Raw genomic sequence first — 22,274 nt, forward strand, 5'->3', positions numbered from 1 at the left:
TCCTAAGTTCCTGAGAATACTCCAGGTAAACGTTTGCCTTCACACACCCTTCGCGCAACATCAGGGTTGCGGTACGCCAGGAAAACGACACGGAACGTCAGGAAGGGGTCAATGGCCGGTACGCTAATCAAGTAAGCGTGGAATTTTGTCTGATCTTTACGAAAAGGGGAAGAGTTAAAAGCATTTATCAATATAAATCGTGAGAGATTTTTACCTTCAAGTGTGCAAAAATGCGCAATATCACTTTTTGTGTGGGAATAAAAAGGAGAAAACTTGATGAGCACCGATCTGAAATTTTCGTTAGTCACCACCATTATTGTTCTGGGTTTGATTGTTGCCAGTGGTTTAACCGCCGCGCTGCATTGATGTATCGCCGAGGGAGAGCTATCTCCCTCATCCCGCCAACCCGTCCTCCCACTGCTATTGTTTGCAAATAAGCAAAAGTCTTTTGCATTTTTGTTAACTTTATTATTTTTGCGATCAATGTCATGCTTTTGACTCTTATTCTGTGTCGTGCCACGGCTCGACGTTACGGAGTCGCTGTATGAAAATAAATTATCCACTACTGGCGCTGGCGATAGGGGCGTTTGGTATCGGCACGACAGAGTTTTCTCCGATGGGGTTATTACCCGTCATCGCTAAAGGCGTCGATGTCTCGATTCCGGCGGCAGGGATGCTAATTAGCGCCTATGCGGTAGGGGTGATGGTCGGTGCACCGTTAATGACCTTATTGCTTTCTCATCGCGGGCGCCGCAATGCGCTGATTTTTCTGATGGCGATTTTTACGCTCGGCAACGTGCTGTCGGCGTTATCTCCCGATTACACTACTCTGATGCTGTCGCGTATTCTGACCAGTCTTAACCATGGGGCCTTTTTTGGTCTCGGCTCGGTTGTAGCGGCAAGCGTGGTGCCAAAGCACAAACAGGCCAGCGCTGTCGCCACCATGTTTATGGGACTCACCATCGCCAATATTGGTGGCGTTCCTGCAGCGACCTGGCTGGGTGAAACCATCGGCTGGCGCATGTCCTTTATGGCAACGGCGGGTCTGGGGGTTATCTCGATGGTCAGCCTGTTCTTCTCGTTGCCGAAAGGCGGAGCAGGGGAGCGCCCGAACGTGCGCAGAGAGCTGGCGGTGCTCATGCGCCCGCAGGTGGTGTCAGCGTTGCTGACTACTGTGCTGGGCGCCGGTGCGATGTTCACGCTCTATACCTATATTTCACCGGTGCTACATAGCATCACCCATGCCACGCCTGCCTTTGTAACCGGAATGCTGGTGCTGATTGGCGTCGGGTTCTCAATCGGTAACTATCTGGGCGGCAAGCTGGCGGACCGCTCAGTCAACGGCACGCTGAAAGGCTTCTTACTGCTATTGATGGTGATTATGCTGGCAATCCCGTTACTGGCGCGTAGTGAATTGGGTGCAGCCATCAGCATGGTAGTCTGGGGTGCGGCAACCTTTGCGGTAGTTCCGCCGTTACAGATGCGTGTGATGCGCGTTGCCAGCGACGCGCCGGGCTTATCATCCTCGGTCAACATTGGTGCGTTTAATCTGGGGAATGCGCTAGGTGCGGCGGCGGGTGGCGCAGTGATATCGGGTGGTTTAGGTTACAGTTTTGTCCCGGTGATGGGGGCAATTGTGGCTGGGATGGCGTTGCTACTGGTCTTTGTCTCCGCGAGAAAACAGCCTGACGAGGCCTGCAGCGTCACGAACTAACGCTAAAACGCAGAAGGGAGTCCCTTCTGCGTTATCATTTTTATGCTGCGAAGTTTTTCGCAACAAACTCCCAGTTCACCAGCGCCCAGAAATGTTCCAGGTAGCCAGGACGCGCGTTGCGATAGTCGATGTAGTAGGCGTGTTCCCACACATCAACGGTCATCAGCGGCGTTGCATCGGTGGTCAGCGGTGTTCCGGCATTTGACGTGGAAACGATAGCCAGTTTGCCATCAGTACCTTTTACCAGCCAGGTCCAGCCAGCGCCGAAGTTTTTGATCGCCGCATCGGTGAATCGCGCTTTGAAGTCAGCGAAGCTACCAAAAGATGCAACAATGGCTTCAGCCAGTTCACCGGTCGGTTCGCCGCCCGCGTTGGGTGCCAGGCAGTTCCAGTAGAAGGTGTGGTTCCAGACCTGAGCCGCGTTGTTAAACACACCACCTTCAGAGCTACGTACGATCTCTTCCAGTGATTTGCCTTCAAACGCCGTGCCTTTGATCAAGTTATTCAGGTTAGTAACGTAAGTCTGGTGGTGTTTGCCATAGTGGTATTCCAGCGTTTCAGCAGAAATGTGCGGCGCCAGAGCATCTTTGGCATACGGTAATGCAGGTAATTCGAACGACATTGCTTCTCTCCTTATTATTTATATTGAGTACACACAATAGCCTCATTGTGAGTAAGGATAGGGTAGCAAATTGAAAGGTTATGCAAAAGAAGAACTTACCCTACAGCATATACTGTAGGGTAAGATTTTAGCGAATTGTTTTTGGCGTCATGACACGACGAGCGCCCACATAGTGGCGCTGCCAGTAATCTTCACTCAGGGAGGTGATTTGGATCTCCTGACCGCTACGTGGTGACTGAATAAACTTACCGTTGCCAACGTAGACACCAACGTGATCGGCGGTGCCGCGGCCCTGGGTACGGAAGAAGACCAAATCGCCGTTTTTCAGTTCATCGCGGTCGATCGGTGCCGCGTCGCGCAGGTGGTACATTTCATTGGCAGTACGCGGAATGCGGAACTTCACCAGGTCCTTATACGCGTAATAAACCAGACCACTGCAATCAAAACCGGTTCTCGGCGAAGAGCCACCCCAGCGGTAGGGTTTACCGATCTGGTTCATCAGAGTAGACATCGCGGTTTTGGTCGCTTTTTGCACTTTCACTTTATGGGCATCAGCGAGGGCTACCGGGGCTGTTGATTTTACTTTTACACAGCGCGGCTTGTGACCTTTGCGCGGGGTGCATTTTTCAGTCCAGGTGACCGCAGCGGTTTGTGTTGTTGCGACTTTACTGCGACGGTTGACCGTTTTGGTTGTTTTTGCAGGTGTCGCGGTGCGTTTTTTGGAAGAGGAAGCGGTTTTGGTGCTGGATTTACTGGTGGTTTTTTTTGCCGTTTTCTTGCTGGTTTGTGTGACTTTTTTACTGGCTGTCGCGCTTTTCTTTTTATCTACCGTTTTGAGCGTATGGGAAACGGCAGGTGTCGTCCTGGCCTGCTTGGAAGCATGGGCCACTGACGTAAAAGGGAGTGTGGTAAAAAGCAAAGCACAGAGCGTGATCGAGATCCGGTTTATCCGCGCCACTGAGCAGTCCTCTGTTAGGGCAGGTCTATCATGCCTGCGTGTGATTTTCAAAACTTGATGATTCTAATCTATAGAAACGGGGAAAGTTAATAGCTTTTTTTGTTTAAAATAGTGTTTCGTTACCGACCGCAAAAAAAAACAGCAATCAACGCCAATACTGGCGAAGGGATAATCAATTCCTTGTGCATAAAAGGGATAAGTAAGATTCTGAATGCAACTTATGGCGACTGGCGATAAAATAATAACCGTAAGAAAAATGTTATTTTCCGTTGTCAGTCAGACCCGTTACAATGTCAGACTACTGCCGTAAAAGAAGTTAAGGAAGCAAGATAATGAGCACCACTATCGAAAAAATCCAGCGCCAGATCGCTGAAAACCCGATTCTCCTGTACATGAAAGGTTCTCCAAAACTGCCAAGCTGCGGTTTTTCCGCTCAGGCTGTGCAGGCGCTGTCTGCCTGTGGTGAACGCTTTGCTTATGTTGATATTCTGCAAAACCCGGATATTCGCGCCGAGTTGCCGAAATACGCAAACTGGCCAACCTTCCCGCAGCTGTGGGTTGATGGTGAGCTGGTTGGCGGCTGCGACATTTTAATCGAAATGTACCAGCGCGGTGAATTGCAGCAGCTTATCAAAGAGACTGCGGCGAAGTACAAAACCGAAGAGCCGGACGCTGAGTAATCAGCAGAAACGAAAAAGCGACCAGTCTGGTCGCTTTTTTTATGGTCCGCTTATGCCTCTTCAGGCATTGGCAGGGGCCACCCACCAAGGCGTTTCCAGCGGTTAACGATTTCGCAAAACAGCACTGCCGTCCGTTCGGTGTCATACAGCGCAGAGTGCGCCTGGTTGCCATCAAACTCCATTCCTGCAGCCAGACACGCTTTAGACAGTACGGTTTGCCCGAGCGAAAGACCGCTTAAGGCCGCAGTGTCAAAGGTCACAAACGGGTGAAATGGGTTGCGCTTCAGCGAGGCGCGTTCGGCGGCTGCCATCATGAAGCTGTGATCGAAGGTGGCATTATGCGCAACCATAATCGCCCGATTGCAGCCGCTGTCTTTGATGCCTTTACGCACCATTTTGAATATGGCGTGCAGGGCGTCGTATTCGCTGACCGCGCCGCGCAGCGGGTTGCTCGGATCAATACCGTTAAACGCAAGTGCTTCTGGTTGCAGATTTGCCCCTTCAAACGGTTCGACGTGGAAATGCAACGTCATGTCCGGCATCAGCCAGCCTTGTTCATCCATTTTCAGCGTGATGGCTGCAATCTCGAGCAGCGCATCGGTTTTGGCGTTAAATCCTGCTGTTTCTACATCAATGACGACAGGATAAAAACCACGAAAACGGTCACACAGACCGGAAAGTTGAGCGTTATCGGACATCTGGGTCTCTTAATACGGGAAAATTGCAGCGCGTATTATGACAAAATGATGAGTATAAAACTACGGGCACAGACGATCTGCGCCCGAGGGGAGGTTAGTCACCCAGGCCGCGGCCTGCGTCTTTCTCTTCGATCAGTTCGATTTTGTAACCGTCCGGATCTTCTACAAATGCGATAACCGTCGTCCCGCCTTTGACCGGACCCGCTTCGCGCGTCACGTTGCCGCCGTTCTGACGAATGCGCTCGCAGGCTTCTGCGGCGTTGTCTACGCTCAGAGCAATGTGGCCGTAGGCAGTGCCCAGGTCATATTTGTCGACGCCCCAGTTGTAGGTCAGCTCAATGACGGCTTCATCGGTCTCAGGACCGTAACCGACAAAGGCCAGAGAATACTTGTATTCAGGGTTTTCACTGGTACGCAGCAGCTTCATGCCCAGCACGTTGGTGTAAAATTCGATGGAACGCTGCAGGTCACCTACGCGCAGCATGGTATGAAGTAAACGCATCTTTTTCCCCTTCAAAAATGGCTAGTACATTCAATATGTTGTTTTAGTATAGCGGCGTTGTTGCGCCGCTATCAATGCCAGAACGGAGATTGCGCAATTACAGGGTCGGATAATCCGTGTAACCCTCTGCACCGCCGCCGTAGAAACTCTCTGCGCGCTGTGGGTTCAGTTCTGCTTTGTGCTGCAAACGTGCGACCAAATCCGGGTTGGCAATATAGGCGCGGCCAAAGGCGACGGCGTCGATCAACCCTTTCTCAATCAGCGCTTCTGCTTTTTCCGGGGTGTAGGCACCAGCACCAATAATCGGACCGTGGAAACGCGCGCGAACTTTCTCGCGGAACGCATCGCTATACGGCTCTCCGCCGGCCCAGTCTGGTTCGGACATGTGCAGATAAGCGATACCACGTTTACCCAGCTGTTCAATCAGGTACAACGCATCGGCTTCTTCATTCGGGCCGTTATCAACGTTCTGGAAAGAGCCGATTGGGGATACGCGGATGCCAATCCGGTCTGCGCCCCATTCTTTGATACCGGCATCAACGACTTCCAGCACCAGACGTGCACGATTTTCGACGCTGCCGCCGTACTGATCGGTACGCTGGTTAGAGGTGGGTGACAGGAACTGGTGTAGCAAATAGCCATGGGCAGAGTGCAGCTCAACCATGTCAAAGCCAGCCTCGCGTGCGTTGGCGATGGCCTGACGGAAATCATTGACGATGCCCGGGATTTCGTCGGTTTCCAGGGCGCGCGGCATTGAGGTGTCGGCACGCGTTGCCAGACCGTTTTCATCGCGCAGCGAGGTACGGGTACCGGCGCTGATGGCGGAAGGGGCAACTGGCGGTTGTCCGTTCGGCTGCAGGCTGACGTGAGAGATACGACCGGTGTGCCACAACTGTACGGCAATATGACCTTGTTCAGCGTGGACGGCGGCGGTGATTTTTTTCCAGGCTTCAATTTGTGCTGCGCTGTGTAATCCCGGCGCACCGGCGTAGCCTTTTGCCTGAGCAGATATCTGAGTGGCCTCGCTGATGATAAGACCAGCGCTGGCGCGTTGGCGATAGTACTCGGCCATCAGCGGAGTTGGGATGTCGCCAGGTTCAATGCTACGCAGGCGCGTCAGTGGGGCCATAAATACGCGGTTGGCCGCCGTGATGGCTCCTACTTTCAGCGGGGAAAACAATTTTTCAGATGACATATTAACTCCAGGTATGAATAGACCGGTCGTCTAGCGATTGGGTAAATAAAAACGCCTGTTAAACGACAGGCGTTGCAATAATGTTTTTAACGTGTGCCAGCGCATTTTCCAGTGGGGTGGCACTGCGAGACATCTTGGCCTGCAGGTTGGCCCCGAGCCACAGCGCATACAGCACCTGCGCTTGCTGCAGCGGTTCGCCGCTAAACGACAGGCAGTGTGTGTCGCGACCTTTTTCCAGCGCTTGCGCCAGCAGGGTAATAATGTGCCGAGCGCCTTTATCCATCGCCGTACGCATATCTTCAGAGAGATCGCATACTTCAGCCGACAGTTTGACCGTTAAGCAACCGCTAATAATGCCGTGTTGACTAAACTGATTCAGGGTTTCCTGATAGTAGGCGAGGATTCTGTCGCGGTAGTTACCGGCACCCGACGCTAAATGTGTGGCCAGCCGAAGGTGGTAGGCCGCGTAATGGCGTTCAAGCATGGAAACACCGAACGCTTCTTTAGAGCGAAAATAGTGGTAAAACGACCCTTTGGGCACCTCGGCGGTTTTCAGCAGTTCGCTTAAACCCATACCGGTGAAACCGCGCTGCATGCAAAGCTGCTCGCCGGTTGCCAGAAGATGTTCGCGTGTGTCGTGTTCAGTTGCTTTGTTCATGGCACGGAGTGTAATAGACCAGTCGGTCTAATGCAATAGCGCTTGCCAGAAATTCAGTTAGCGTCTTCAATAGGTATAACTATCTTACGTAAGGAGGGGATGTGGCCGAACAGCTGGAGTTTTTCCCCGTCCAGAGCCCGTGCCGCGGGATCTGCCAGTCCGACGAACGCGGCTTTTGCCGTGGATGTTTTCGTAGCCGGGATGAGCGCTTTAACTGGCAGAAAATGAGCGATGCCGAAAAGCAGGATGTGCTGCGTCTTTGTCGTCAGCGTCTGATGCGTAAATTACGTGCAAACAAACCCAGCCCGTCAGAAGAACCGCAACAACCTTCACTCTTTTAAAAGCGTAATTGCGTATACTCGATGCACACTCATTGTTAAGGAAGCTGCTATGGTTCAGCGTATTACTATTGCGCCGCAAGGCCCGGAATTTTCTCGCTTTGTCATGGGGTACTGGCGGCTGATGGACTGGAATATGTCCGCGCGCCAGCTCGTCAGCTTTATTGAAGAACATCTTGACCTGGGCGTAACCACCGTCGATCACGCTGATATTTATGGTGGATACCAGTGCGAAGCGGCGTTTGGCGAGGCGATGAAGCTGGCTCCGCATCTGCGTGAAAAAATGCAGATCGTGACCAAATGCGGTATTGCCACCACGGCACGGGCGGAAAATACCCTCGGTCACTACATCACCGACAGCGACCATATTATTGCCAGCGCGGAGCAGTCGCTGAAACTGCTGGCGACCGACCATATTGATCTGCTCTTGATCCATCGTCCCGATCCGCTGATGGATGCCGACGAAGTGGCTGAGGCGTTTAAGAAACTGCATCATAGCGGCAAAGTGCGTCATTTTGGCGTGTCTAACTTTACGCCTGCGCAGTTTTCCCTGTTGCAATCACGTCTGCCGTTTACGCTGGCAACCAATCAGGTTGAGATTTCCCCGGTGCATCAGCCACTGCTGCTGGATGGCACCTTAGATCAGCTGCAACAACTGCGTATCCGGCCAATGGCCTGGTCCTGTCTGGGTGGTGGACGACTGTTCAATGATGATGCTTTCCAACCGCTGCGCAATGAACTCGCCGTCATTGCGCAAGAATTGAATGCGCAGTCCATTGAGCAGGTGGTCTATGCGTGGATCCTCCGTCTACCGTCACAGCCGCTGCCGATTATTGGCTCAGGGAAAATTGAGCGTGTTCGCGCTGCTATTGAGGCCGAATCGTTAACCATGTCCCGCCAGCAATGGTTCCGTATCCGTAAAGCCTCGTTGGGTTACGACGTACCGTAATCGCGTTTTCGGCGTTCCGTCGCTCAAAATTGCGTCACTGGTTTACACTTATCAGTCAGACACATAGTGACGGAGGTCGTATGAAGCGTTTGAGTATCGCCATAATCACCTTACTGGCCTGTGCGGGCGCACAGGCTGCCAGTGAGCAAGTTGAGATGAACCTGGTGACTTCGCAAGGGGTAGGTCAGTCGATTGGTTCAGTAACTATTTCTGAAACTGCGCAAGGGCTGGCGTTTACGCCTGACCTGAAAGCACTGCCGCCAGGAGAACATGGTTTCCATGTCCATGCCAACGGCAGCTGTCAGCCTGCGATTAAAGAAGGCAAAGCTTCTGCCGCTGAATCGGCAGGGGGACATCTTGACCCGCATAAAACCGGAAAACATGAAGGTCCGGAGGGGGCTGGGCACATGGGCGACCTACCGTTGCTGGTGGTCAATGCCGAAGGTCACGCCACAACGGCTGTTACCGCCCCACGCCTGAAATCACTGGATGAGGTCAAAGGTAAGGCGCTGATGGTCCATGTGGGTGGCGATAACATGTCCGATCAGCCAAAACCTCTAGGCGGTGGCGGGGCGCGTTACGCCTGCGGGGTTATCAAATAATCAACGGCTCAGCGTGCCTGGCGGCGGAGCCTGTTCAAGCTGAGACAACGAACAGTGTAAACGCCAGATAAGCGCCGCCAGCTCTTGTGCGGCAGGCTGATGATGATGGGCAAGCGTATCGCAGATGCGCTGTAACTCGTTAAGCGTGGCATTCAGTGGACGCTGCTGGACGCCACGCTCGTTCATCACATCGCGCAGCAGTGAAATACACACATCCCTGACGCGGGCCAACGGATCGGAGCGCGCTTCCCAGGCGCGCAGCTGCCACACCACATGCGAGCAGTTCAGCAACACGACGCCCCAGCGTAATAACCACCGCCGCGCCAGCGCATCCTGGCTGTTACTGAGCTGGCTGACATGATGATAGGTTAACGACTCAAATTCATGTTCGCTGTGTGCCGGATGCCGACTGAGCTGATCGACAAAATCCCGGCGCAGGGCGCGAATATGACGACGACTCTTTCTCGCGTCTGAGCCTGGCCGCAGGATAGCAAAGGCCAACCAGGATAACGCTACGCCGGTTATTTTTGCCAGATTATCATTCAGGAAATCGGCGAAGTCATACACCGGCGGATTGGTTACGGCGATAAACGATCCCATAAAGACGATCAACTGCCCCCAAAGCCCCGCCAGAGCAGGCATTTGCAGCTTTAGCAGTTGCATGGTGGCGAGCAGTGGGAAGAGAAACAGAATGAATTGCCACAGGTCGGTAATTTGTACCATCAGACCGAACTTCACCACAAAGCTGAACAATGATAGCAGCACCAACGTGCGCATCAGCAGTGAGAGTGATTTGAACGGGGTGGCAACGGCGGAATACAGTACGCAGCTAATCGCCGCCAGCGTCAGCGCACCCGCGCCGGATTCCCATTGTGCGCCGATGCTCCACGCGCCAATCACCATCAACGTGATGAAGGTACGTAACCCACTCCAGATGGCTTCCGCGTTGTCGGTATGGCGGGCCAGGCCCGGCGTGCGGTTCACGCTGATGCGCTCGGCGGTCACGCCTTTTTCCAGCAAATGCAGATAATGGCTGCTTTGCAGGTAAATTCGGCAGAAATAACGTAGCCGTTGCCAGAAGGCGACATGCCGGTAGTCGTGGGAATCCTGCGGACGCAGGGGGGCAATAATGCGGGCTACCGTGTAGCTATTGGTTTCGGATTTCACCAGTGCACTGAGTAGCTGTTCGATGACTTCCCGGGTGTGAGCAGGAGGATCTGGCCAGTTAAGCAGCATTCTGCGCAGGCTGGAGATCACGCTGGTCAGACGCAGTTGCTGATGCAGCAGTGAATTGAGCAGGGCATTCTGCCGTCGAAAGCGATAGTGGCTCCAGAATGCCTGAATACGCAGCAGATTCATGGTCAGAATCTGGCCGATTACCCCTTCGTGGGCTGAGCGGATCGCATCGGTGGTTTCGGGTTGCCAGAGTAAGCTGGCATGTTCCAGCAAACGCGCGTGCATGTTTTTCAGCGCCGTCAGCAACGCTGTACCATCAGACGTGCTGGGCAGGATCATCATCATCATGCCCCCGCAGAGTATCCCGACCATCACTTCGCACACGCGCGCCTGGGCAATATCCCACAGTTGCGTAACCTCAATGGTGTTGACCATCGGAAACGCAATAATAGCCGCGGTGTAGCCTGCCAGTTGAAACGCGTAGGCCACGTTGTTGGTAAAGTGCGCGCAGGCCCAGGTGCATAAACCAATCCAGGCCGACATGCTGAGTAAAAATAACCACGGTTCATTGAGGGTGTGGCCAGCAATAATCAATGCCGCCGTGGCACCAAGCAAACTGCCTGCCACGCGGCCCAGACTTTTGCTGATGACACCGCCCACGGTGGGAAAACTAACCACCGCAGCGGAGGTCATCGCCCAGTAGGGTTCATCCAGATTTAGGTAATAGGCGAATGTTAACGCCAGGCACATCGCGATGGTGTTTCGCAGCGCGTAACGCCACTGTGCCGCGTTGGCTTTCAACCACGGTAAATTGCCCGGCGTCAGGTGAAGCCGTTTCATTTTTTCTGACCAATCGACACGCTGCAGGTGGTACCTGAAACCAGTGTGACATCGTGCGGTAGTGCGTCAAATTCGATACGCACGGGCACCCGTTGCGCCAGACGCACCCACGGTACGTTGGGTTTGATGTCAGGAATCAGACCGGAATCACTCTCTACACTTTGATCGTAAATCGCACGACCAATACTGGAAACGTGACCCTGTAACTTTATATTGCCGCTGTACAATGTAATCAGCGCCGGTGCGCCCTCGCGAATATGGCGGAGCTTGGTTTCTTCAAAATAGCCCATCACATAAAATGAACGACTGTCGACCAGCGCAAACAGGGGTTTACCGGTACTGGCATAATCGCCACCGCGTGTAGAAAGATTCGTCACCCAACCAGCGACAGGAGCTTTAACTTCCGTTTGGGTCAATTGCCACTGCGCTTGCCGTAATTGGGCCTGAGCTGCCTCCACGCTTGCCTGCATCGCTTTCACGTTGAGGTTGGCCGTGTCCAGATCCTCGGCAGAGATATAATTTTGCGACAGATGACGGCGGCGATTGGCTTCGTTATTAGCCTTTGCCAGATCGGACTGTGCTTTCGCCAGCTGCGCCTGTGCATTCAGTTCAGCAATATGAAACGGCGTCTTATCGATAACAAACAGCACGTCGCCTGCATTAACAAACTGATTATCTTTAATATTGAGTTGGGTAATGCTGCCGGAAACCTGTGGGGTGATACTGACCTGCTCCGCACGAACTTTGCCATCGCGCGTCCAGGGAGACTGCATATAATAATTCCACATCCACCAACCCGCGAGAACGGCAACAACTGCGACTATAATAGTGGAGAAGTATTTAACGGTTTTGAGCGACATAATCACCACACAATCAGCATAACAAAGCCCAGACACACGCAAAGCGCAAAGAGCGACAGATCCATTAACAAGGGATGCCAGATTTCGCCGGAGTACATCCAGTCGCGCAGTACGCGATGAACAACCAACCAGAAGATAAATCCGCAGATAAACGCTTTGAAAAGTGGAGGGAAGTAGACAGATGCACCGATCATTAAATCTTGTAGGGGCAATCCTGTTGCATTAAACATAAACTTCACGGGCAAAATCCTTGACGGAAGAGAGCATTGCTATAGGTTTAGCAAAAAAAGGGACAATCAGTCTCTTTAACGCATAATGTCTGAAAAAATGTCATCCGGTAAGCAAATTTGGCAATACATTTGTTTTGGGAATACAAATGCTGCACACTATTCTAAAATCAGCATAACAACTTAGCAAGCTAATTATAAGGAGATGAAATTGGAATCGCCACTAGGTTCTGATCTGGCACGGTTGGTGCGCATTTGGCGTGCTCTGATTGACCATCGCCTGAAGCCTTTGGAGTTGACGCAGACGCATTGGGTGACGCTGCACAACATTCATCAGCTGCCACCGGATCAATCGCAGATCCAGCTGGCTAAAGCGATAGGGATTGAGCAGCCTTCTCTGGTGCGTACGCTCGACCAACTGGAAGAAAAGGGACTCATTTCACGACAGACTTGCGCCAGCGATCGTCGAGCAAAGAGAATTAAACTGACGGAGAAAGCCGAGCCGCTGATCGCTGATATGGAAGCGGTTATCAACAAAACGCGTGGAGAGATTCTGGAAGGGATTTCAACCGAGGAAATTAATCTGCTGATTAAACTGGTTGCCCGACTGGAACACAATATTATTGAGCTACAGTCTCAGGGCTGATGCGAAAATCTACGTGTGGCCAGTATCTGACTGACCACACGTAAATTCGATTAGCGCGGAGAAACGGTAACTTCTTTGCCGTTGCTGGCCATCACAACACGCTGACCTGAAGCGAATTTGGTCGCGCCTTGTTTCTGCACCACCATAATGGTGTTCCCGTCATCCTTACGGATTTCCAGTTCCACACCCTGTGTTTTATTGATCGCACCCTGGACGCTTTGACCTGCTACGCCGCCTGCAACCGCACCTGCCGCCGTAGCTAATGAACGACCAGAACCGCCGCCGACGGTGTTACCAAGGAATCCACCGAGTACAGCGCCGCCGATCGCACCGATGACGTTGGCATCATCGCCACCCTGAATTTGCACCGGACGGACATGAACGATCGTACCGTAGGTTACGTTCTGTACCTGTTTCGCTTCGGATGCGGTATACACGTCACCTGAAAGACTATCACTGTTAACACAACCCGCTAAAGATAATCCCATTAATGAAACAATCAGTGCACGTTTAATCATTTATAACTCTCCTTTACACCACGAAACGCTAATAAAGCACCCTTCATGGTTAAATTATATGGCATTTGTGAGCCTAAGGTCACATGTTCTACTGGAACAATATGAAAATCTTAACCGAAATCAGGTTAACTGAGTATAAACGAATCATTCATCAAATTGATTGAATAGATGGCAGCTTGTCATGATTAGCCATCAAAAATCATCAACGAAGCATGGAATTAATCAGCACTTTATGGTTGAGTGTCAAGGCTAACGTGTTTAAAAGGATGACGTATGAAATCGGGCCGTTTTATCGGTGTTATGTCTGGAACCAGCCTTGATGGTGTTGATGTTGTGCTGGCAGCAATAGATGAAACGATGGTCGCGCAGCAGGCGAGTCTGACCTGGCCCATCCCTCTCCATTTGAAACAGGCCATTCTCGATATCTGCCAGGGGCAGCAACTCACCCTCTCGCAGTATGGGCAACTGGATACACAATTGGGGCGTTTATTCGCCGAGGCGGTAAATGCGCTGCTGGCGCAGCAAAAATTAAAGCCGCAGGATATTGTCGCAATTGGCTGCCACGGACAAACCGTCTGGCATGAGCCGACAGGCAGTGCGCCGCATACCCTGCAAATTGGCGACAACAACCAGATTGTGGCGCATACCGGCATCACCGTAGTCGGCGATTTTCGCCGGCGTGATATCGCGCTAGGCGGGCAGGGTGCACCGCTGGTTCCCGCTTTTCATCAGGCGCTGTTGGCGCACCCAACTGAGCGTCGGATGGTGTTGAATATCGGCGGTATAGCTAATTTGTCACTGCTTATTCCTCAGCGCCCTGTACGAGGTTATGATACCGGGCCAGGTAATATGCTGATGGATGCCTGGATCTGGCGGCAATGTGGAAAACCTTACGATAAAGACGCGCAATGGGCCTGCGAAGGTACGGTTATTCTTCCGTTGTTGCAAAGCATGCTGAGCGATCCCTATTTTGCCGCGCCGGCACCTAAAAGCACCGGCCGCGAGTACTTTAATTATGGTTGGATCGAACGTCATCTGGCGCAGTTCCCGGGACTGGCCGCACGTGATGTGCAGACGACGCTTGCTGAACTGACGGCGGTGACGATATCCGAGCAGGTCCTGTTGAGCGGTGGCTGCGAGCGCTTGATGGTCTGCGGCGGTGGAAGCCGTAATCCGCTGCTGATGATGCGCCTGGCGGCACTGTTGCCCGGCACGGAAGTGACCTCGACCGATGAAGCCGGTATTAGCGGGGATGATATGGAAGCGTTAGCTTTTGCCTGGCTGGCATGGCGCACGCTGGCGGGATTACCGGGCAATTTACCCTCAGTTACCGGTGCGACGGAATCCAGCGTTTTAGGCGCTATTTTTCCCGCAAACCCACGAACTCAGAGTTAACTGAAATTATCCTGGCGACGATGCCGGTAAACTAGGGATGTTAGGGAGGGGGTTATTCCCCTCCGGGACCAGGAATGTCTTCAGGATAGGGCTATGAAAAAACTGTTATTGGTATGTTTGCCGGTACTGCTTACCGGCTGTAGTGTCTACAACCAATTTGTCGAGCGTATGCAAACGGATACCCTCGAATATCGCTGTGATGAAAAACCGCTGACCGTGAAATTGAACAATACCCAACAAACGGCAAGCTTTGTTTACGATAATCAGTTAGTGAATCTTAAACAGGGTGTATCAGCATCGGGCGCGCGTTACACCGATGGCATCTATGTCTTCTGGTCTAAAGGCGACAGCGCGACGGTCTATAAACGTGACAGAGTTGTGTTAAATAACTGTCAGTTACAGAACCCGAAGCGTTGAGATTTTCACCTGGGCGGCGCACAATAGCGTCACCCACTGACAATCCGTAGCCCAAACATCATGTCTGATAACGACGAATTGCAGCAAATCGCGCATCTGCGCCGTGAATACACGAAAGGCGGTCTTCGCCGCCGCGATCTTCCCGCCGAGCCGCTTGCGCTTTTTGAGCGCTGGCTCGGACAAGCCTGTGACGCCAAACTCGCCGATCCGACTGCCATGGTAGTGGCCACCGTTGATGAAAACGGCCAGCCGTACCAGCGCATCGTGTTGCTCAAACATTATGATGACAAAGGTTTGGTATTTTATACCAACATGGGCAGCCGTAAGGCGCACCAGATAGAGCATAACCCCCGCATTAGCCTGCTGTTTCCGTGGCATACGCTGGAACGGCAGGTGATGGTGATTGGTAAGGCCGAACGTCTTTCTACGCTTGAGGTAGTGAAGTACTTCCACAGTCGCCCACGCGACAGCCAAATTGGCGCCTGGGTATCAAAACAGTCCAGTCGTATCTCCGCACGCGGTATTCTCGAAAGCAAATTTCTTGAACTGAAGCAGAAGTTTCAGCAGGGGGAAGTCCCGCTGCCAAGTTTCTGGGGCGGTTTTCGCGTGAGTATTGAGCAAATGGAGTTCTGGCAGGGCGGCGAAAACCGCTTACACGATCGTTTTTTATACCAGCGTGAAGACAACGCGTGGAAAATCGATCGCCTGGCCCCCTAAAGATGCAAAATTCTTGTTTTAAGCGCTGGCACTGATGAATCCGGCGCTTTATTCTATGTCTCTTTCGCATCAGGCGAAAAGTCGTGTACCGGCAAAGGTGCAGTCGTTTTATACATGGAGATTTTGATGGCAAGCAGTAACTTGATTAAACAATTGCAAGAGCGGGGGCTGGTGGCCCAGGTGACGGACGAAGAAGCGTTAGCAGAGCGACTGGCGCAAGGCCCGATCGCGCTCTATTGCGGCTTCGACCCTACCGCTGACAGCTTGCATTTGGGGCATCTGGTTCCATTGTTATGCCTGAAACGCTTCCAGCAGGCAGGCCATAAGCCTGTCGCACTGGTAGGTGGTGCAACCGGTCTGATTGGTGACCCGAGCTTTAAAGCCGCCGAGCGTAAACTGAATACCGAAGACACCGTGCAAGAGTGGGTGGATAAAATCCGCAAACAGGTTGCACCGTTCCTCGATTTCGACTGTGGCGACAACTCCGCGATTGCTGCGAACAACTACGACTGGTTTGGCGGTATGAATGTACTGACTTTCCTGCGTGATATCGGCAAGCATTTCTCTGTGAACCAGATGATCAACAAAGAAGCGGTGAAGCAGCGTCTGAACCGTGACGATCAGGGCATCTCCTTTACCGAGTTTTCTTACAACCTGCTGCAAGGGTATGACTTCGCCTGCCTGAACAAACTGCACGGTGTGGCGCTGCAAATCGGGGGTTCTGACCAGTGGGGTAACATTACCTCCGGTATCGATCTGACCCGCCGTTTACACCAGAATCAGGTGTTCGGCCTGACGGTTCCGCTGATCACCAAAGCAGACGGGACCAAGTTCGGTAAAACGGAAGGTGGCGCAGTCTGGCTGGATCCGAAGAAAACCAGTCCGTACAAGTTCTACCAGTTCTGGATTAACACCGCCGATGCTGATGTCTATCGCTTCCTTAAATTCTTCACCTTTATGGACATTGAAGAGATCAATGCCCTGGAAGAAGAAGATAAGAACAGCGGTAAAGCGCCGCGTGCCCAGTATGTTCTGGCGGAGCAGGTTACGCGTCTGGTTCACGGTGAAGAAGGTCTGGTGGCGGCAAAACGCATCACCGAATGCCTGTTCAACGGGAACTTAAGCGATCTCAGCGAAGCCGATTTCGAGCAGTTGGCGCAGGATGGCGTGCCGATGATCGAAATGGAAAAAGGTGCCGATCTGATGCAGGCGCTGGTGGACTCAGAACTGCAGCCGTCTCGCGGCCAGGCGCGTAAGACCATTGCGTCGAATGCGGTAACCATCAACGGTGAAAAACAGTCAGATCCGGAATACTTCTTCCAGGACAGTGACATTTTGTTTGGGCGCTACACGTTACTGCGCCGCGGCAAAAAGAACTATTGTCTGATTTGCTGGAAATAATGCGTTAAGGAATGGGAGTGAGAAATCACTCCCTTATTTTTGTTCAGGTAAAAAAATGAAGAATATCCTCGCCATCCAGTCCCACGTTGTTTTTGGTCATGCGGGCAACAGTGCAGCAGAATTTCCGATGCGCCGTCTTGGCGCCAACGTCTGGCCTCTTAATACCGTTCAGTTCTCTAACCATACCCAATACGGCAAATGGACCGGCTGTGTGATGCCGCCCAGCCACCTGACCGAAATTGTCCAGGGTATTGCCGATATCGATAAACTTAAAACTTGTGATGCTGTGCTGAGCGGCTACCTCGGTTCAGCAGAGCAGGGCGAACATATTCTGGGAATTGTCCGTCAGGTAAAGTCGGCTAATCCACAGGCGAAGTATTTCTGCGACCCCGTGATGGGACATCCGGAAAAAGGCTGTATTGTCGCACCGGGCGTCGCCGAGTTTCACGTGCGCCACGCGTTGCCGGCCAGCGATATTATCGCGCCTAATTTGGTAGAGCTTGAGATCCTTTGCGAGCACGCGGTGACCAACGTGGATGAAGCGGTATTAGCGGCGCGTGAGCTGATTGCTCAAGGGCCTGAGGTGGTGCTGGTGAAACATCTTGCTCGCGCAGGGATGAGTCCCGACCGTTTCGAGATGCTGCTGGTCACCGCTGAGCAGGCGTGGCATATCAGTCGTCCGCTGGTGGATTTTGGTGCGCGTCAGCCTGTGGGTGTGGGTGATGTGACCAGCGGTTTGCTACTGGTAAAACTGTTACAGGGCGCGACGGTGCAGCAGGCGCTTGAGCATGTAACGGCGGCGGTGTATGAGATTATGATTGCGACCAAAGAGATGCATGAGTATGAACTGCAGGTCGTTGCTGCACAGGATCGCATTGCAAAACCAGAACACTATTTTAGCGCTACGCAGCTGTAATCAATGCCCGATGGCGCTCACGCTTATCGGGCTTACGTTTGTTTGGCTGTAGGCCGGGTGAGCATGCGCCACCCGGCAACAACCATTAATTTAACCCTTCTGCCTTAAGCGCCGCTGCCACTGCCGGGCGCTCAGCCATCCGCGCCATATAGGCTTCGATATGGCTTAATCCTGCCATATTCAATTTCACGGCATACGCCCAACGCAGTACGGTGAACAGATAAGCATCTGCAATGGAAAAACGCTGGCCGCAGATCCACGGGTTGTCCTGCAGTGAATCGTTCACATACTGCATTTTTTTCTCCAGCAGTGCGCGTACGGTCGGCTTGTACTCTTCCGGCGTATCGGGACGGAATAATGGCGTAAAGCCTTTATGCAGTTCTGTCGCAATATAGTTAAGCCACTCCAGCGTTTTGTAACGCGAGAGGCTGCTGGTTGGGGCAAGAAGCTGGCGATCGGGTACCGAATCGGCCAGGTACTGCATGATGGCCACGCCTTCGGTTAGTAGCGTACCATCGTCCAGCAGCAGAGCAGGAACTTGTCCCTTTGGGTTTACCGCGAAAAAATCATCGCCGTTTTCCAGGCGTTTCTTCATCAGATCAACACCATCAAGGGTGAAATCTTTACCGCTTTCGCGAAGCGTGATGTGCGAAGCGAGAGAACACGCGCCCGGTTTGTAGAACAGTTTCATCGGTAACTCCTTTTGGCTGAGGTATATCGTATGGTAGTGCGACCTCAGCCAAAAAAAAAGCCGCTAACATCAGTTAGCGGCCTGAAAAGAAGTTTCCCTGAGAATTACGCTGTTGCGGTCTTAGAGGCTTTCTCGCTGACATCATCGTCCTGAGTCATACGGTTCAGCTTCGGTGCTGTCAGCAGCATCAGAACAGCGATAACTGCCGTTGCAATACCGATTTGCAGGAACACACGGCCATAGACTTCCAGAGACATCAGTGGGTCGGTCACATTCTCCGGTACAGCCATCATGTTAGCAACATAGCCACCGATGATGTTTGCACCGGCAGTGGTCAGGAACCAGCTACCCATGATGAAGCCCATCAGACGCTGTGGTACCAACTGCGCAACCATTGCCAGACCCAGACCAGAGATCATCAGTTCACCGATACTCTGCAGACCGTAGCAAATGATCAGCCAGTTAACGGAAACGATACCCGCATCGGTGGCAAATTTCGCACCCAGCGGCAGGATCAGGAACGCACCGGAACACAGCACCATACCGATAGCAAACTTGGTCGGCATTGGCAGTGTGTCACCCATCTTGTTATAGATAGCGGCAAGGATTGGGCTACCAATGATGATCCAGAACGGGTTCAGTGCCTGATACTGCTCAGGTTCGAACGCGATGCCCAGAATAGAGTGCTCAACGTTACGGATTGCAAAGAAGTTCAGTGATGTCGGCATCTGGCTGTACAGCACGAAGAAGATAATCGCTTCCAGCATCAGAATGAAGGCGACGATCATTTTACGACGCGCGGCACCTTTCATGGCGAAGGCTTCTTTACCGAAGATAAACACGATACCCATAGCCACGACGCCCAGAACCATACGTGCAATGCCCTGGTTGTGCAGTAACCATGTTGCGATAACAATCAACACCACCACGCCAACAATGGTCAGCAGCAGGTTGCGGAAGTTGATCGGCTCAAAGTCTGGTTTAGACCCGTATTGTTTAACCCAACGCTGGCAGAATGCGAAGTTTACGACGGTAATCAGCATCCCGACGACGCTCAGTGCGAACGCGGTGCTCCAGCCGTATCGTGCCGCCAGCCATGGAGTAGCAAGCATTGAGAAGAATGAACCGATGTTGACGGACATGTAGTACATAGTAAATGCACCATCAAGACGCGGGTCATCTTTGGCATAGCAGGTAGAAAGCAGGGAGGATGGGTTCGCTTTAAACAGGCCATTACCGACCGCGATGGCCGCCATACCCATATAAACGATACCAGCATCATGACCGGACCATGCGACCAGCGCATAACCGATAGCCAGTACAATGGCACCCAGCATAATGACACGCTTAGTACCCAGAACTTTATCACCTAACCAGCCGCCAATAGCCACCAGGCCGTAAACCAGGGCACTAAAGGAGGAGAAAAGGGTGATGGAATCCGCTTCTGACATACCCAGTTGTTTCACCAGGTAGACGGCCATAATCCCTTGCAGGCCGTAGTAGCCAAAACGTTCCCACAGCTCAATTGAGAAAATGAGATAGAACGCTTTTGGTTGTTTGAAGGCGTTTAAGCTCACGCTTTCAGTTGGTTTATTGTTTGCAGTAGACACTTTTACCTCTTTTTTTACATCCCATATCTACGGGGGTGTTCAGGTACGTGATGAGTCAAGTTCATCCGTCCGATTGTTATAGTGGGAGGGGAAACGGCAAGTAATGTTCACTATCTTGCCCCTTCAGACAAGAGGTTTGTAATACTCTGTTACATATATCCAGGATGGTGAAATCATCGGGGCAGGTAAATGTTATCTAGCGTTAAATTTCTTCAATTGAAAAATGGCAGTTTTTTTCACTGTTCAATGGGGGCGAAAATGGCAAAGCGGCGATATGTTCTGCTATTCAGTGTTGAATCCAGTGATATAGGCCATTATCTGAAAAATACCCAGTGTAATGTTTTGTATCGAATCGACGAGAATAGGTCATCTGATTGTCATTTTAACTATAAAAATAAGAAAAATTAACATCACATTATCAATGTGATCTTGATCACGTATGAATAGAAATTTCTACTACTAAAAAAACGATTAACCTGCTCAGGTGTTAAAGCACAAGAATATTGCATTAGATATACGCAATAGCATGGCATCATTGTCGGGGATTAAGCGATTGGAGAGTGCATAACTAATCGTTATGGTAATAAGGGGCAACGAACGTTACCCCTATTGCATTAGATGTCGACTTTTTCTTTGAATTCACAGAGATCCTCAATGATACAGGAGCCGCAGCGCGGCTTCCTGGCAATGCAGGTGTAGCGACCATGAAGAATTAACCAGTGATGGCAGTCGACTTTAAATTCACTGGGAACGACTTTCAGCAGCTTTTCTTCGACCTGCTCGACGTTTTTCCCTGGGGCGAATTGTGTTCGGTTACACACCCGAAATATATGAGTATCGACAGCGATAGTGGGCCAGCCAAAGGCGGTATTGAGCACCACGTTGGCGGTTTTACGCCCGACGCCAGGCAACGCTTCCAATGCTGCTCTGTCCTCCGGAACCTCGCCATTGTGCTGTTCGAGCAAGATACGGCAGGTTTTAATCACGTTCTCCGCTTTGCTGTTGAACAATCCGATGGTCTTAATATAAGACTTTACGCCGTCGACCCCAAGTTCCAGCATCGCGGCTGGGGTGTTAGCGACAGGGTACAGTTTTGCGGTGGCTTTATTGACGCTGACATCGGTCGCCTGCGCCGAAAGCAGCACCGAAATCAGTAGCTCAAACGGCGACGTAAAATTGAGTTCGGTGGTGGGGTGCGGATTGTTACCGCGCAGGCGCGTCAGTATTTCCAGTCGTTTTGCTTTGTTCATGACACATTCCCTGTTTCACCCGCCGGAACGTCTGTTAACGCAGCCTGCGCGCGACGTTTCTTCATCTTCTCGTCAATAAGATACTTGATGGCCAGCATCAGCCCCAGCCCGATGAACGCACCTGGCGGCAGCATGGCTAACAGGAACGGCGTGTCTGTATGGAAAATCTCAATGCGCAGCACTTTTGCCCAGCTACCCAGCAGACCATCAGCGCCATCAAACAACGTGCCGTTGCCGATAATCTCGCGCAGTGAGCCCAGCACAAACATCGCACCGGTTGCCCCCATTCCGATGGAAAACCCATCCAGCGCGGAGAGTGCGGGGCCTTTTTTTGCCGCAAAGGCCTCGGCACGACCAACCACAATACAGTTGGTCACAATCAACGGGATGAAGATCCCCAACGACTGATACAACCCGAAGGCGTAGGCGTTAATAAGCATCTGTACGGCACTGACTACCGACGCGATGATCATGACATAAATAGGAATACGAATCTCAGACGGCGTCCAGCGGCGCAGGGCAGAGATGGTCAGGTTGGTTAGCGTTAAAACCAGTGTGGTAGCAAGTCCCAACCCAAGGGCATTGGTTGCGGTAGAGGTGACTGCCAGCAGCGGACACATGCCAAGTAACTGTACCAGTGCGGAGTTGTTTTTCCACAATCCCTGAACAATAACGTCTTTAATTTCGCTCATGG

Annotated in this window: 25 protein-coding genes and 1 pseudogene; 12 read left to right on the plus strand and 14 right to left on the minus strand. The window is 52.0% G+C overall.

Translation table 11 applies throughout. From position 1 onward, the window contains the following. Positions 1 to 276 precede the first annotated feature (276 nt). Together cydH and FCH32_RS09880 are read left to right on the plus strand one after the other, a co-directional pair. Positions 277 to 366, plus strand: a complete 90-nt coding sequence (cydH, locus tag FCH32_RS09875) for a cytochrome bd-I accessory subunit CydH (RefSeq protein ID WP_072036634.1) — start codon at positions 277 to 279, stop codon at positions 364 to 366. 178 nt (positions 367 to 544) lie between these two features. Further along, positions 545 to 1,714, plus strand: coding sequence for an MFS transporter (locus FCH32_RS09880; RefSeq protein WP_115258577.1), 1,170 nt, complete (start codon positions 545 to 547; stop codon positions 1,712 to 1,714). Between the two features lie 40 nt (positions 1,715 to 1,754). Here FCH32_RS09880 and sodB read toward each other — a convergent pair whose 3' ends face one another. Then, a complete protein-coding gene (gene sodB / locus FCH32_RS09885; protein ID WP_174360828.1) occupies positions 1,755 to 2,336 on the minus strand; it encodes a superoxide dismutase [Fe] in 582 nt (193 codons plus the stop codon). A 127-nt stretch (positions 2,337 to 2,463) separates the two neighbouring features. Next, on the minus strand, positions 2,464 to 3,294 hold the full coding sequence (locus FCH32_RS09890; protein ID WP_117343058.1) for a C40 family peptidase: 831 nt from the start codon (positions 3,292 to 3,294) through the stop codon (positions 2,464 to 2,466). Between the two features lie 332 nt (positions 3,295 to 3,626). On the opposite strand from FCH32_RS09890, the gene grxD reads away from it, so the two are divergent. Beyond that, the gene (gene grxD / locus FCH32_RS09895; RefSeq protein WP_003832760.1) at positions 3,627 to 3,974 is read left to right on the plus strand and encodes a monothiol glutaredoxin 4; all 348 of its coding nucleotides are present in this window, start codon (positions 3,627 to 3,629) and stop codon (positions 3,972 to 3,974) included. Between the two features lie 50 nt (positions 3,975 to 4,024). Here grxD and rnt read toward each other — a convergent pair whose 3' ends face one another. From rnt to FCH32_RS09915, 4 genes are all read right to left on the minus strand, one after another. Then, positions 4,025 to 4,672, minus strand: coding sequence for a ribonuclease T (gene rnt, locus FCH32_RS09900; RefSeq protein ID WP_096757157.1), 648 nt, complete (start codon positions 4,670 to 4,672; stop codon positions 4,025 to 4,027). A 94-nt stretch (positions 4,673 to 4,766) separates the two neighbouring features. Further along, positions 4,767 to 5,174, minus strand: a complete 408-nt coding sequence (gene gloA / locus FCH32_RS09905; protein WP_115258575.1) for a lactoylglutathione lyase — start codon at positions 5,172 to 5,174, stop codon at positions 4,767 to 4,769. 97 nt (positions 5,175 to 5,271) lie between these two features. Further along, positions 5,272 to 6,369 carry an alkene reductase gene (gene nemA, locus FCH32_RS09910; RefSeq protein WP_096757155.1) on the minus strand — a complete coding sequence of 366 codons (1,098 nt, stop codon included), beginning with the start codon at positions 6,367 to 6,369 and terminating at the stop codon, positions 5,272 to 5,274. 58 nt (positions 6,370 to 6,427) lie between these two features. Then, positions 6,428 to 7,027, minus strand: a complete 600-nt coding sequence (locus tag FCH32_RS09915) for a TetR/AcrR family transcriptional regulator (protein ID WP_174360829.1) — start codon at positions 7,025 to 7,027, stop codon at positions 6,428 to 6,430. Between the two features lie 101 nt (positions 7,028 to 7,128). On the opposite strand from FCH32_RS09915, the gene FCH32_RS09920 reads away from it, so the two are divergent. The 3 genes from FCH32_RS09920 (at position 7,129) to sodC (ending at position 8,916) form a co-directional block, all read left to right on the plus strand. Beyond that, entirely contained in the window at positions 7,129 to 7,368 is a 240-nt protein-coding gene (locus FCH32_RS09920) for a DUF1289 domain-containing protein (RefSeq protein ID WP_137362581.1), read from the plus strand. Between the two features lie 49 nt (positions 7,369 to 7,417). Beyond that, a complete protein-coding gene (locus FCH32_RS09925; RefSeq protein ID WP_174360830.1) occupies positions 7,418 to 8,314 on the plus strand; it encodes an aldo/keto reductase in 897 nt (298 codons plus the stop codon). Between the two features lie 80 nt (positions 8,315 to 8,394). Beyond that, the gene (gene sodC, locus FCH32_RS09930; protein WP_115258570.1) at positions 8,395 to 8,916 is read left to right on the plus strand and encodes a superoxide dismutase [Cu-Zn] SodC; all 522 of its coding nucleotides are present in this window, start codon (positions 8,395 to 8,397) and stop codon (positions 8,914 to 8,916) included. Here sodC and FCH32_RS09935 read toward each other — a convergent pair. The 3 genes and pseudogenes from FCH32_RS09935 to FCH32_RS09945 all read right to left on the minus strand — a co-directional run bounded on the left by FCH32_RS09935 (position 8,892) and on the right by FCH32_RS09945 (position 12,031). After that, positions 8,892 to 10,932 (minus strand): annotated as a pseudogene (locus FCH32_RS09935) (FUSC family protein). The gene sodC and the pseudogene FCH32_RS09935 overlap by 25 nt on opposite strands. Continuing rightward, the gene (locus tag FCH32_RS09940) at positions 10,929 to 11,792 is read right to left on the minus strand and encodes an efflux RND transporter periplasmic adaptor subunit (protein ID WP_117343063.1); all 864 of its coding nucleotides are present in this window, start codon (positions 11,790 to 11,792) and stop codon (positions 10,929 to 10,931) included. The pseudogene FCH32_RS09935 and the gene FCH32_RS09940 overlap by 4 nt, the downstream one beginning before the upstream one ends. Positions 11,793 to 11,794: 2 nt before the next feature. Beyond that, on the minus strand, positions 11,795 to 12,031 hold the full coding sequence (locus tag FCH32_RS09945) for a DUF1656 domain-containing protein (protein WP_096757148.1): 237 nt from the start codon (positions 12,029 to 12,031) through the stop codon (positions 11,795 to 11,797). Between the two features lie 193 nt (positions 12,032 to 12,224). Here FCH32_RS09945 and slyA point away from each other — a divergent pair, with 193 nt between their 5' ends. After that, positions 12,225 to 12,665 (plus strand): transcriptional regulator SlyA, encoded by a 441-nt coding sequence (gene slyA, locus FCH32_RS09950; RefSeq protein ID WP_269473706.1) that lies wholly within the window; start codon positions 12,225 to 12,227, stop codon positions 12,663 to 12,665. Between the two features lie 50 nt (positions 12,666 to 12,715). On the opposite strand, the gene slyB is transcribed toward slyA, so the two are convergent. After that, complete coding sequence (gene slyB, locus FCH32_RS09955) at positions 12,716 to 13,183, minus strand: outer membrane lipoprotein SlyB (protein WP_096757147.1); 468 nt, start codon at positions 13,181 to 13,183, stop codon at positions 12,716 to 12,718. A gap of 273 nt (positions 13,184 to 13,456) precedes the next feature. Between slyB and anmK the strand changes: the two genes are divergently transcribed. The 5 genes from anmK (at position 13,457) to pdxY (ending at position 18,029) form a co-directional block, all read left to right on the plus strand. Next, entirely contained in the window at positions 13,457 to 14,578 is a 1,122-nt protein-coding gene (anmK, locus tag FCH32_RS09960; protein ID WP_115258567.1) for an anhydro-N-acetylmuramic acid kinase, read from the plus strand. A gap of 93 nt (positions 14,579 to 14,671) precedes the next feature. Continuing rightward, a complete protein-coding gene (gene mliC, locus FCH32_RS09965) occupies positions 14,672 to 14,995 on the plus strand; it encodes a C-type lysozyme inhibitor (RefSeq protein ID WP_096757145.1) in 324 nt (107 codons plus the stop codon). A gap of 60 nt (positions 14,996 to 15,055) precedes the next feature. Next, positions 15,056 to 15,712, plus strand: coding sequence for a pyridoxamine 5'-phosphate oxidase (gene pdxH / locus FCH32_RS09970; RefSeq protein ID WP_096757144.1), 657 nt, complete (start codon positions 15,056 to 15,058; stop codon positions 15,710 to 15,712). A 126-nt stretch (positions 15,713 to 15,838) separates the two neighbouring features. After that, a complete protein-coding gene (gene tyrS, locus FCH32_RS09975; RefSeq protein WP_096757143.1) occupies positions 15,839 to 17,113 on the plus strand; it encodes a tyrosine--tRNA ligase in 1,275 nt (424 codons plus the stop codon). 55 nt (positions 17,114 to 17,168) lie between these two features. Continuing rightward, positions 17,169 to 18,029 (plus strand): pyridoxal kinase PdxY, encoded by an 861-nt coding sequence (gene pdxY, locus FCH32_RS09980; RefSeq protein ID WP_115258566.1) that lies wholly within the window; start codon positions 17,169 to 17,171, stop codon positions 18,027 to 18,029. A gap of 85 nt (positions 18,030 to 18,114) precedes the next feature. Here the strand turns inward: pdxY and gstA are convergent, their stop codons facing one another. From gstA to FCH32_RS10000, 4 genes are all read right to left on the minus strand, one after another. Continuing rightward, entirely contained in the window at positions 18,115 to 18,720 is a 606-nt protein-coding gene (gene gstA, locus FCH32_RS09985; RefSeq protein WP_096757141.1) for a glutathione transferase GstA, read from the minus strand. Positions 18,721 to 18,824: 104 nt separating this feature from the next. Continuing rightward, complete coding sequence (dtpA, locus tag FCH32_RS09990) at positions 18,825 to 20,330, minus strand: dipeptide/tripeptide permease DtpA (protein WP_115258565.1); 1,506 nt, start codon at positions 20,328 to 20,330, stop codon at positions 18,825 to 18,827. Between the two features lie 614 nt (positions 20,331 to 20,944). Continuing rightward, on the minus strand, positions 20,945 to 21,580 hold the full coding sequence (gene nth / locus FCH32_RS09995; protein WP_174360832.1) for an endonuclease III: 636 nt from the start codon (positions 21,578 to 21,580) through the stop codon (positions 20,945 to 20,947). After that, a complete protein-coding gene (locus FCH32_RS10000) occupies positions 21,577 to 22,272 on the minus strand; it encodes an electron transport complex subunit E (RefSeq protein WP_115258563.1) in 696 nt (231 codons plus the stop codon). The genes nth and FCH32_RS10000 overlap by 4 nt, the downstream gene beginning before the upstream one ends. Between the last annotated feature and the right edge of the window lie 2 nt (positions 22,273 to 22,274).

Source organism: Citrobacter gillenii, assembly GCF_013337685.1.
Classification (GTDB): domain Bacteria; phylum Pseudomonadota; class Gammaproteobacteria; order Enterobacterales; family Enterobacteriaceae; genus Citrobacter; species Citrobacter gillenii.

What these genes read in the sequence shown, in the direction of transcription:
- cydH (WP_072036634.1), top strand. Translation starts at nt 277, where the DNA reads ATGAGCACCGATCTGAAATTTTCGTTAGTCACCACCATTATTGTTCTG.
- FCH32_RS09880 (WP_115258577.1), top strand. Translation starts at nt 545, where the DNA reads ATGAAAATAAATTATCCACTACTGGCGCTGGCGATAGGGGCGTTTGGT.
- sodB (WP_174360828.1), bottom strand. Translation starts at nt 2,336, where the DNA reads ATGTCGTTCGAATTACCTGCATTACCGTATGCCAAAGATGCTCTGGCG.
- grxD (WP_003832760.1), top strand. Translation starts at nt 3,627, where the DNA reads ATGAGCACCACTATCGAAAAAATCCAGCGCCAGATCGCTGAAAACCCG.
- rnt (WP_096757157.1), bottom strand. Translation starts at nt 4,672, where the DNA reads ATGTCCGATAACGCTCAACTTTCCGGTCTGTGTGACCGTTTTCGTGGT.
- gloA (WP_115258575.1), bottom strand. Translation starts at nt 5,174, where the DNA reads ATGCGTTTACTTCATACCATGCTGCGCGTAGGTGACCTGCAGCGTTCC.
- nemA (WP_096757155.1), bottom strand. Translation starts at nt 6,369, where the DNA reads ATGTCATCTGAAAAATTGTTTTCCCCGCTGAAAGTAGGAGCCATCACG.
- FCH32_RS09915 (WP_174360829.1), bottom strand. Translation starts at nt 7,027, where the DNA reads ATGAACAAAGCAACTGAACACGACACACGCGAACATCTTCTGGCAACC.
- FCH32_RS09925 (WP_174360830.1), top strand. Translation starts at nt 7,418, where the DNA reads ATGGTTCAGCGTATTACTATTGCGCCGCAAGGCCCGGAATTTTCTCGC.
- sodC (WP_115258570.1), top strand. Translation starts at nt 8,395, where the DNA reads ATGAAGCGTTTGAGTATCGCCATAATCACCTTACTGGCCTGTGCGGGC.
- FCH32_RS09940 (WP_117343063.1), bottom strand. Translation starts at nt 11,792, where the DNA reads ATGTCGCTCAAAACCGTTAAATACTTCTCCACTATTATAGTCGCAGTT.
- slyA (WP_269473706.1), top strand. Translation starts at nt 12,225, where the DNA reads ATGAAATTGGAATCGCCACTAGGTTCTGATCTGGCACGGTTGGTGCGC.
- slyB (WP_096757147.1), bottom strand. Translation starts at nt 13,183, where the DNA reads ATGATTAAACGTGCACTGATTGTTTCATTAATGGGATTATCTTTAGCG.
- anmK (WP_115258567.1), top strand. Translation starts at nt 13,457, where the DNA reads ATGAAATCGGGCCGTTTTATCGGTGTTATGTCTGGAACCAGCCTTGAT.
- mliC (WP_096757145.1), top strand. Translation starts at nt 14,672, where the DNA reads ATGAAAAAACTGTTATTGGTATGTTTGCCGGTACTGCTTACCGGCTGT.
- pdxH (WP_096757144.1), top strand. Translation starts at nt 15,056, where the DNA reads ATGTCTGATAACGACGAATTGCAGCAAATCGCGCATCTGCGCCGTGAA.
- tyrS (WP_096757143.1), top strand. Translation starts at nt 15,839, where the DNA reads ATGGCAAGCAGTAACTTGATTAAACAATTGCAAGAGCGGGGGCTGGTG.
- pdxY (WP_115258566.1), top strand. Translation starts at nt 17,169, where the DNA reads ATGAAGAATATCCTCGCCATCCAGTCCCACGTTGTTTTTGGTCATGCG.
- gstA (WP_096757141.1), bottom strand. Translation starts at nt 18,720, where the DNA reads ATGAAACTGTTCTACAAACCGGGCGCGTGTTCTCTCGCTTCGCACATC.
- nth (WP_174360832.1), bottom strand. Translation starts at nt 21,580, where the DNA reads ATGAACAAAGCAAAACGACTGGAAATACTGACGCGCCTGCGCGGTAAC.
- FCH32_RS10000 (WP_115258563.1), bottom strand. Translation starts at nt 22,272, where the DNA reads ATGAGCGAAATTAAAGACGTTATTGTTCAGGGATTGTGGAAAAACAAC.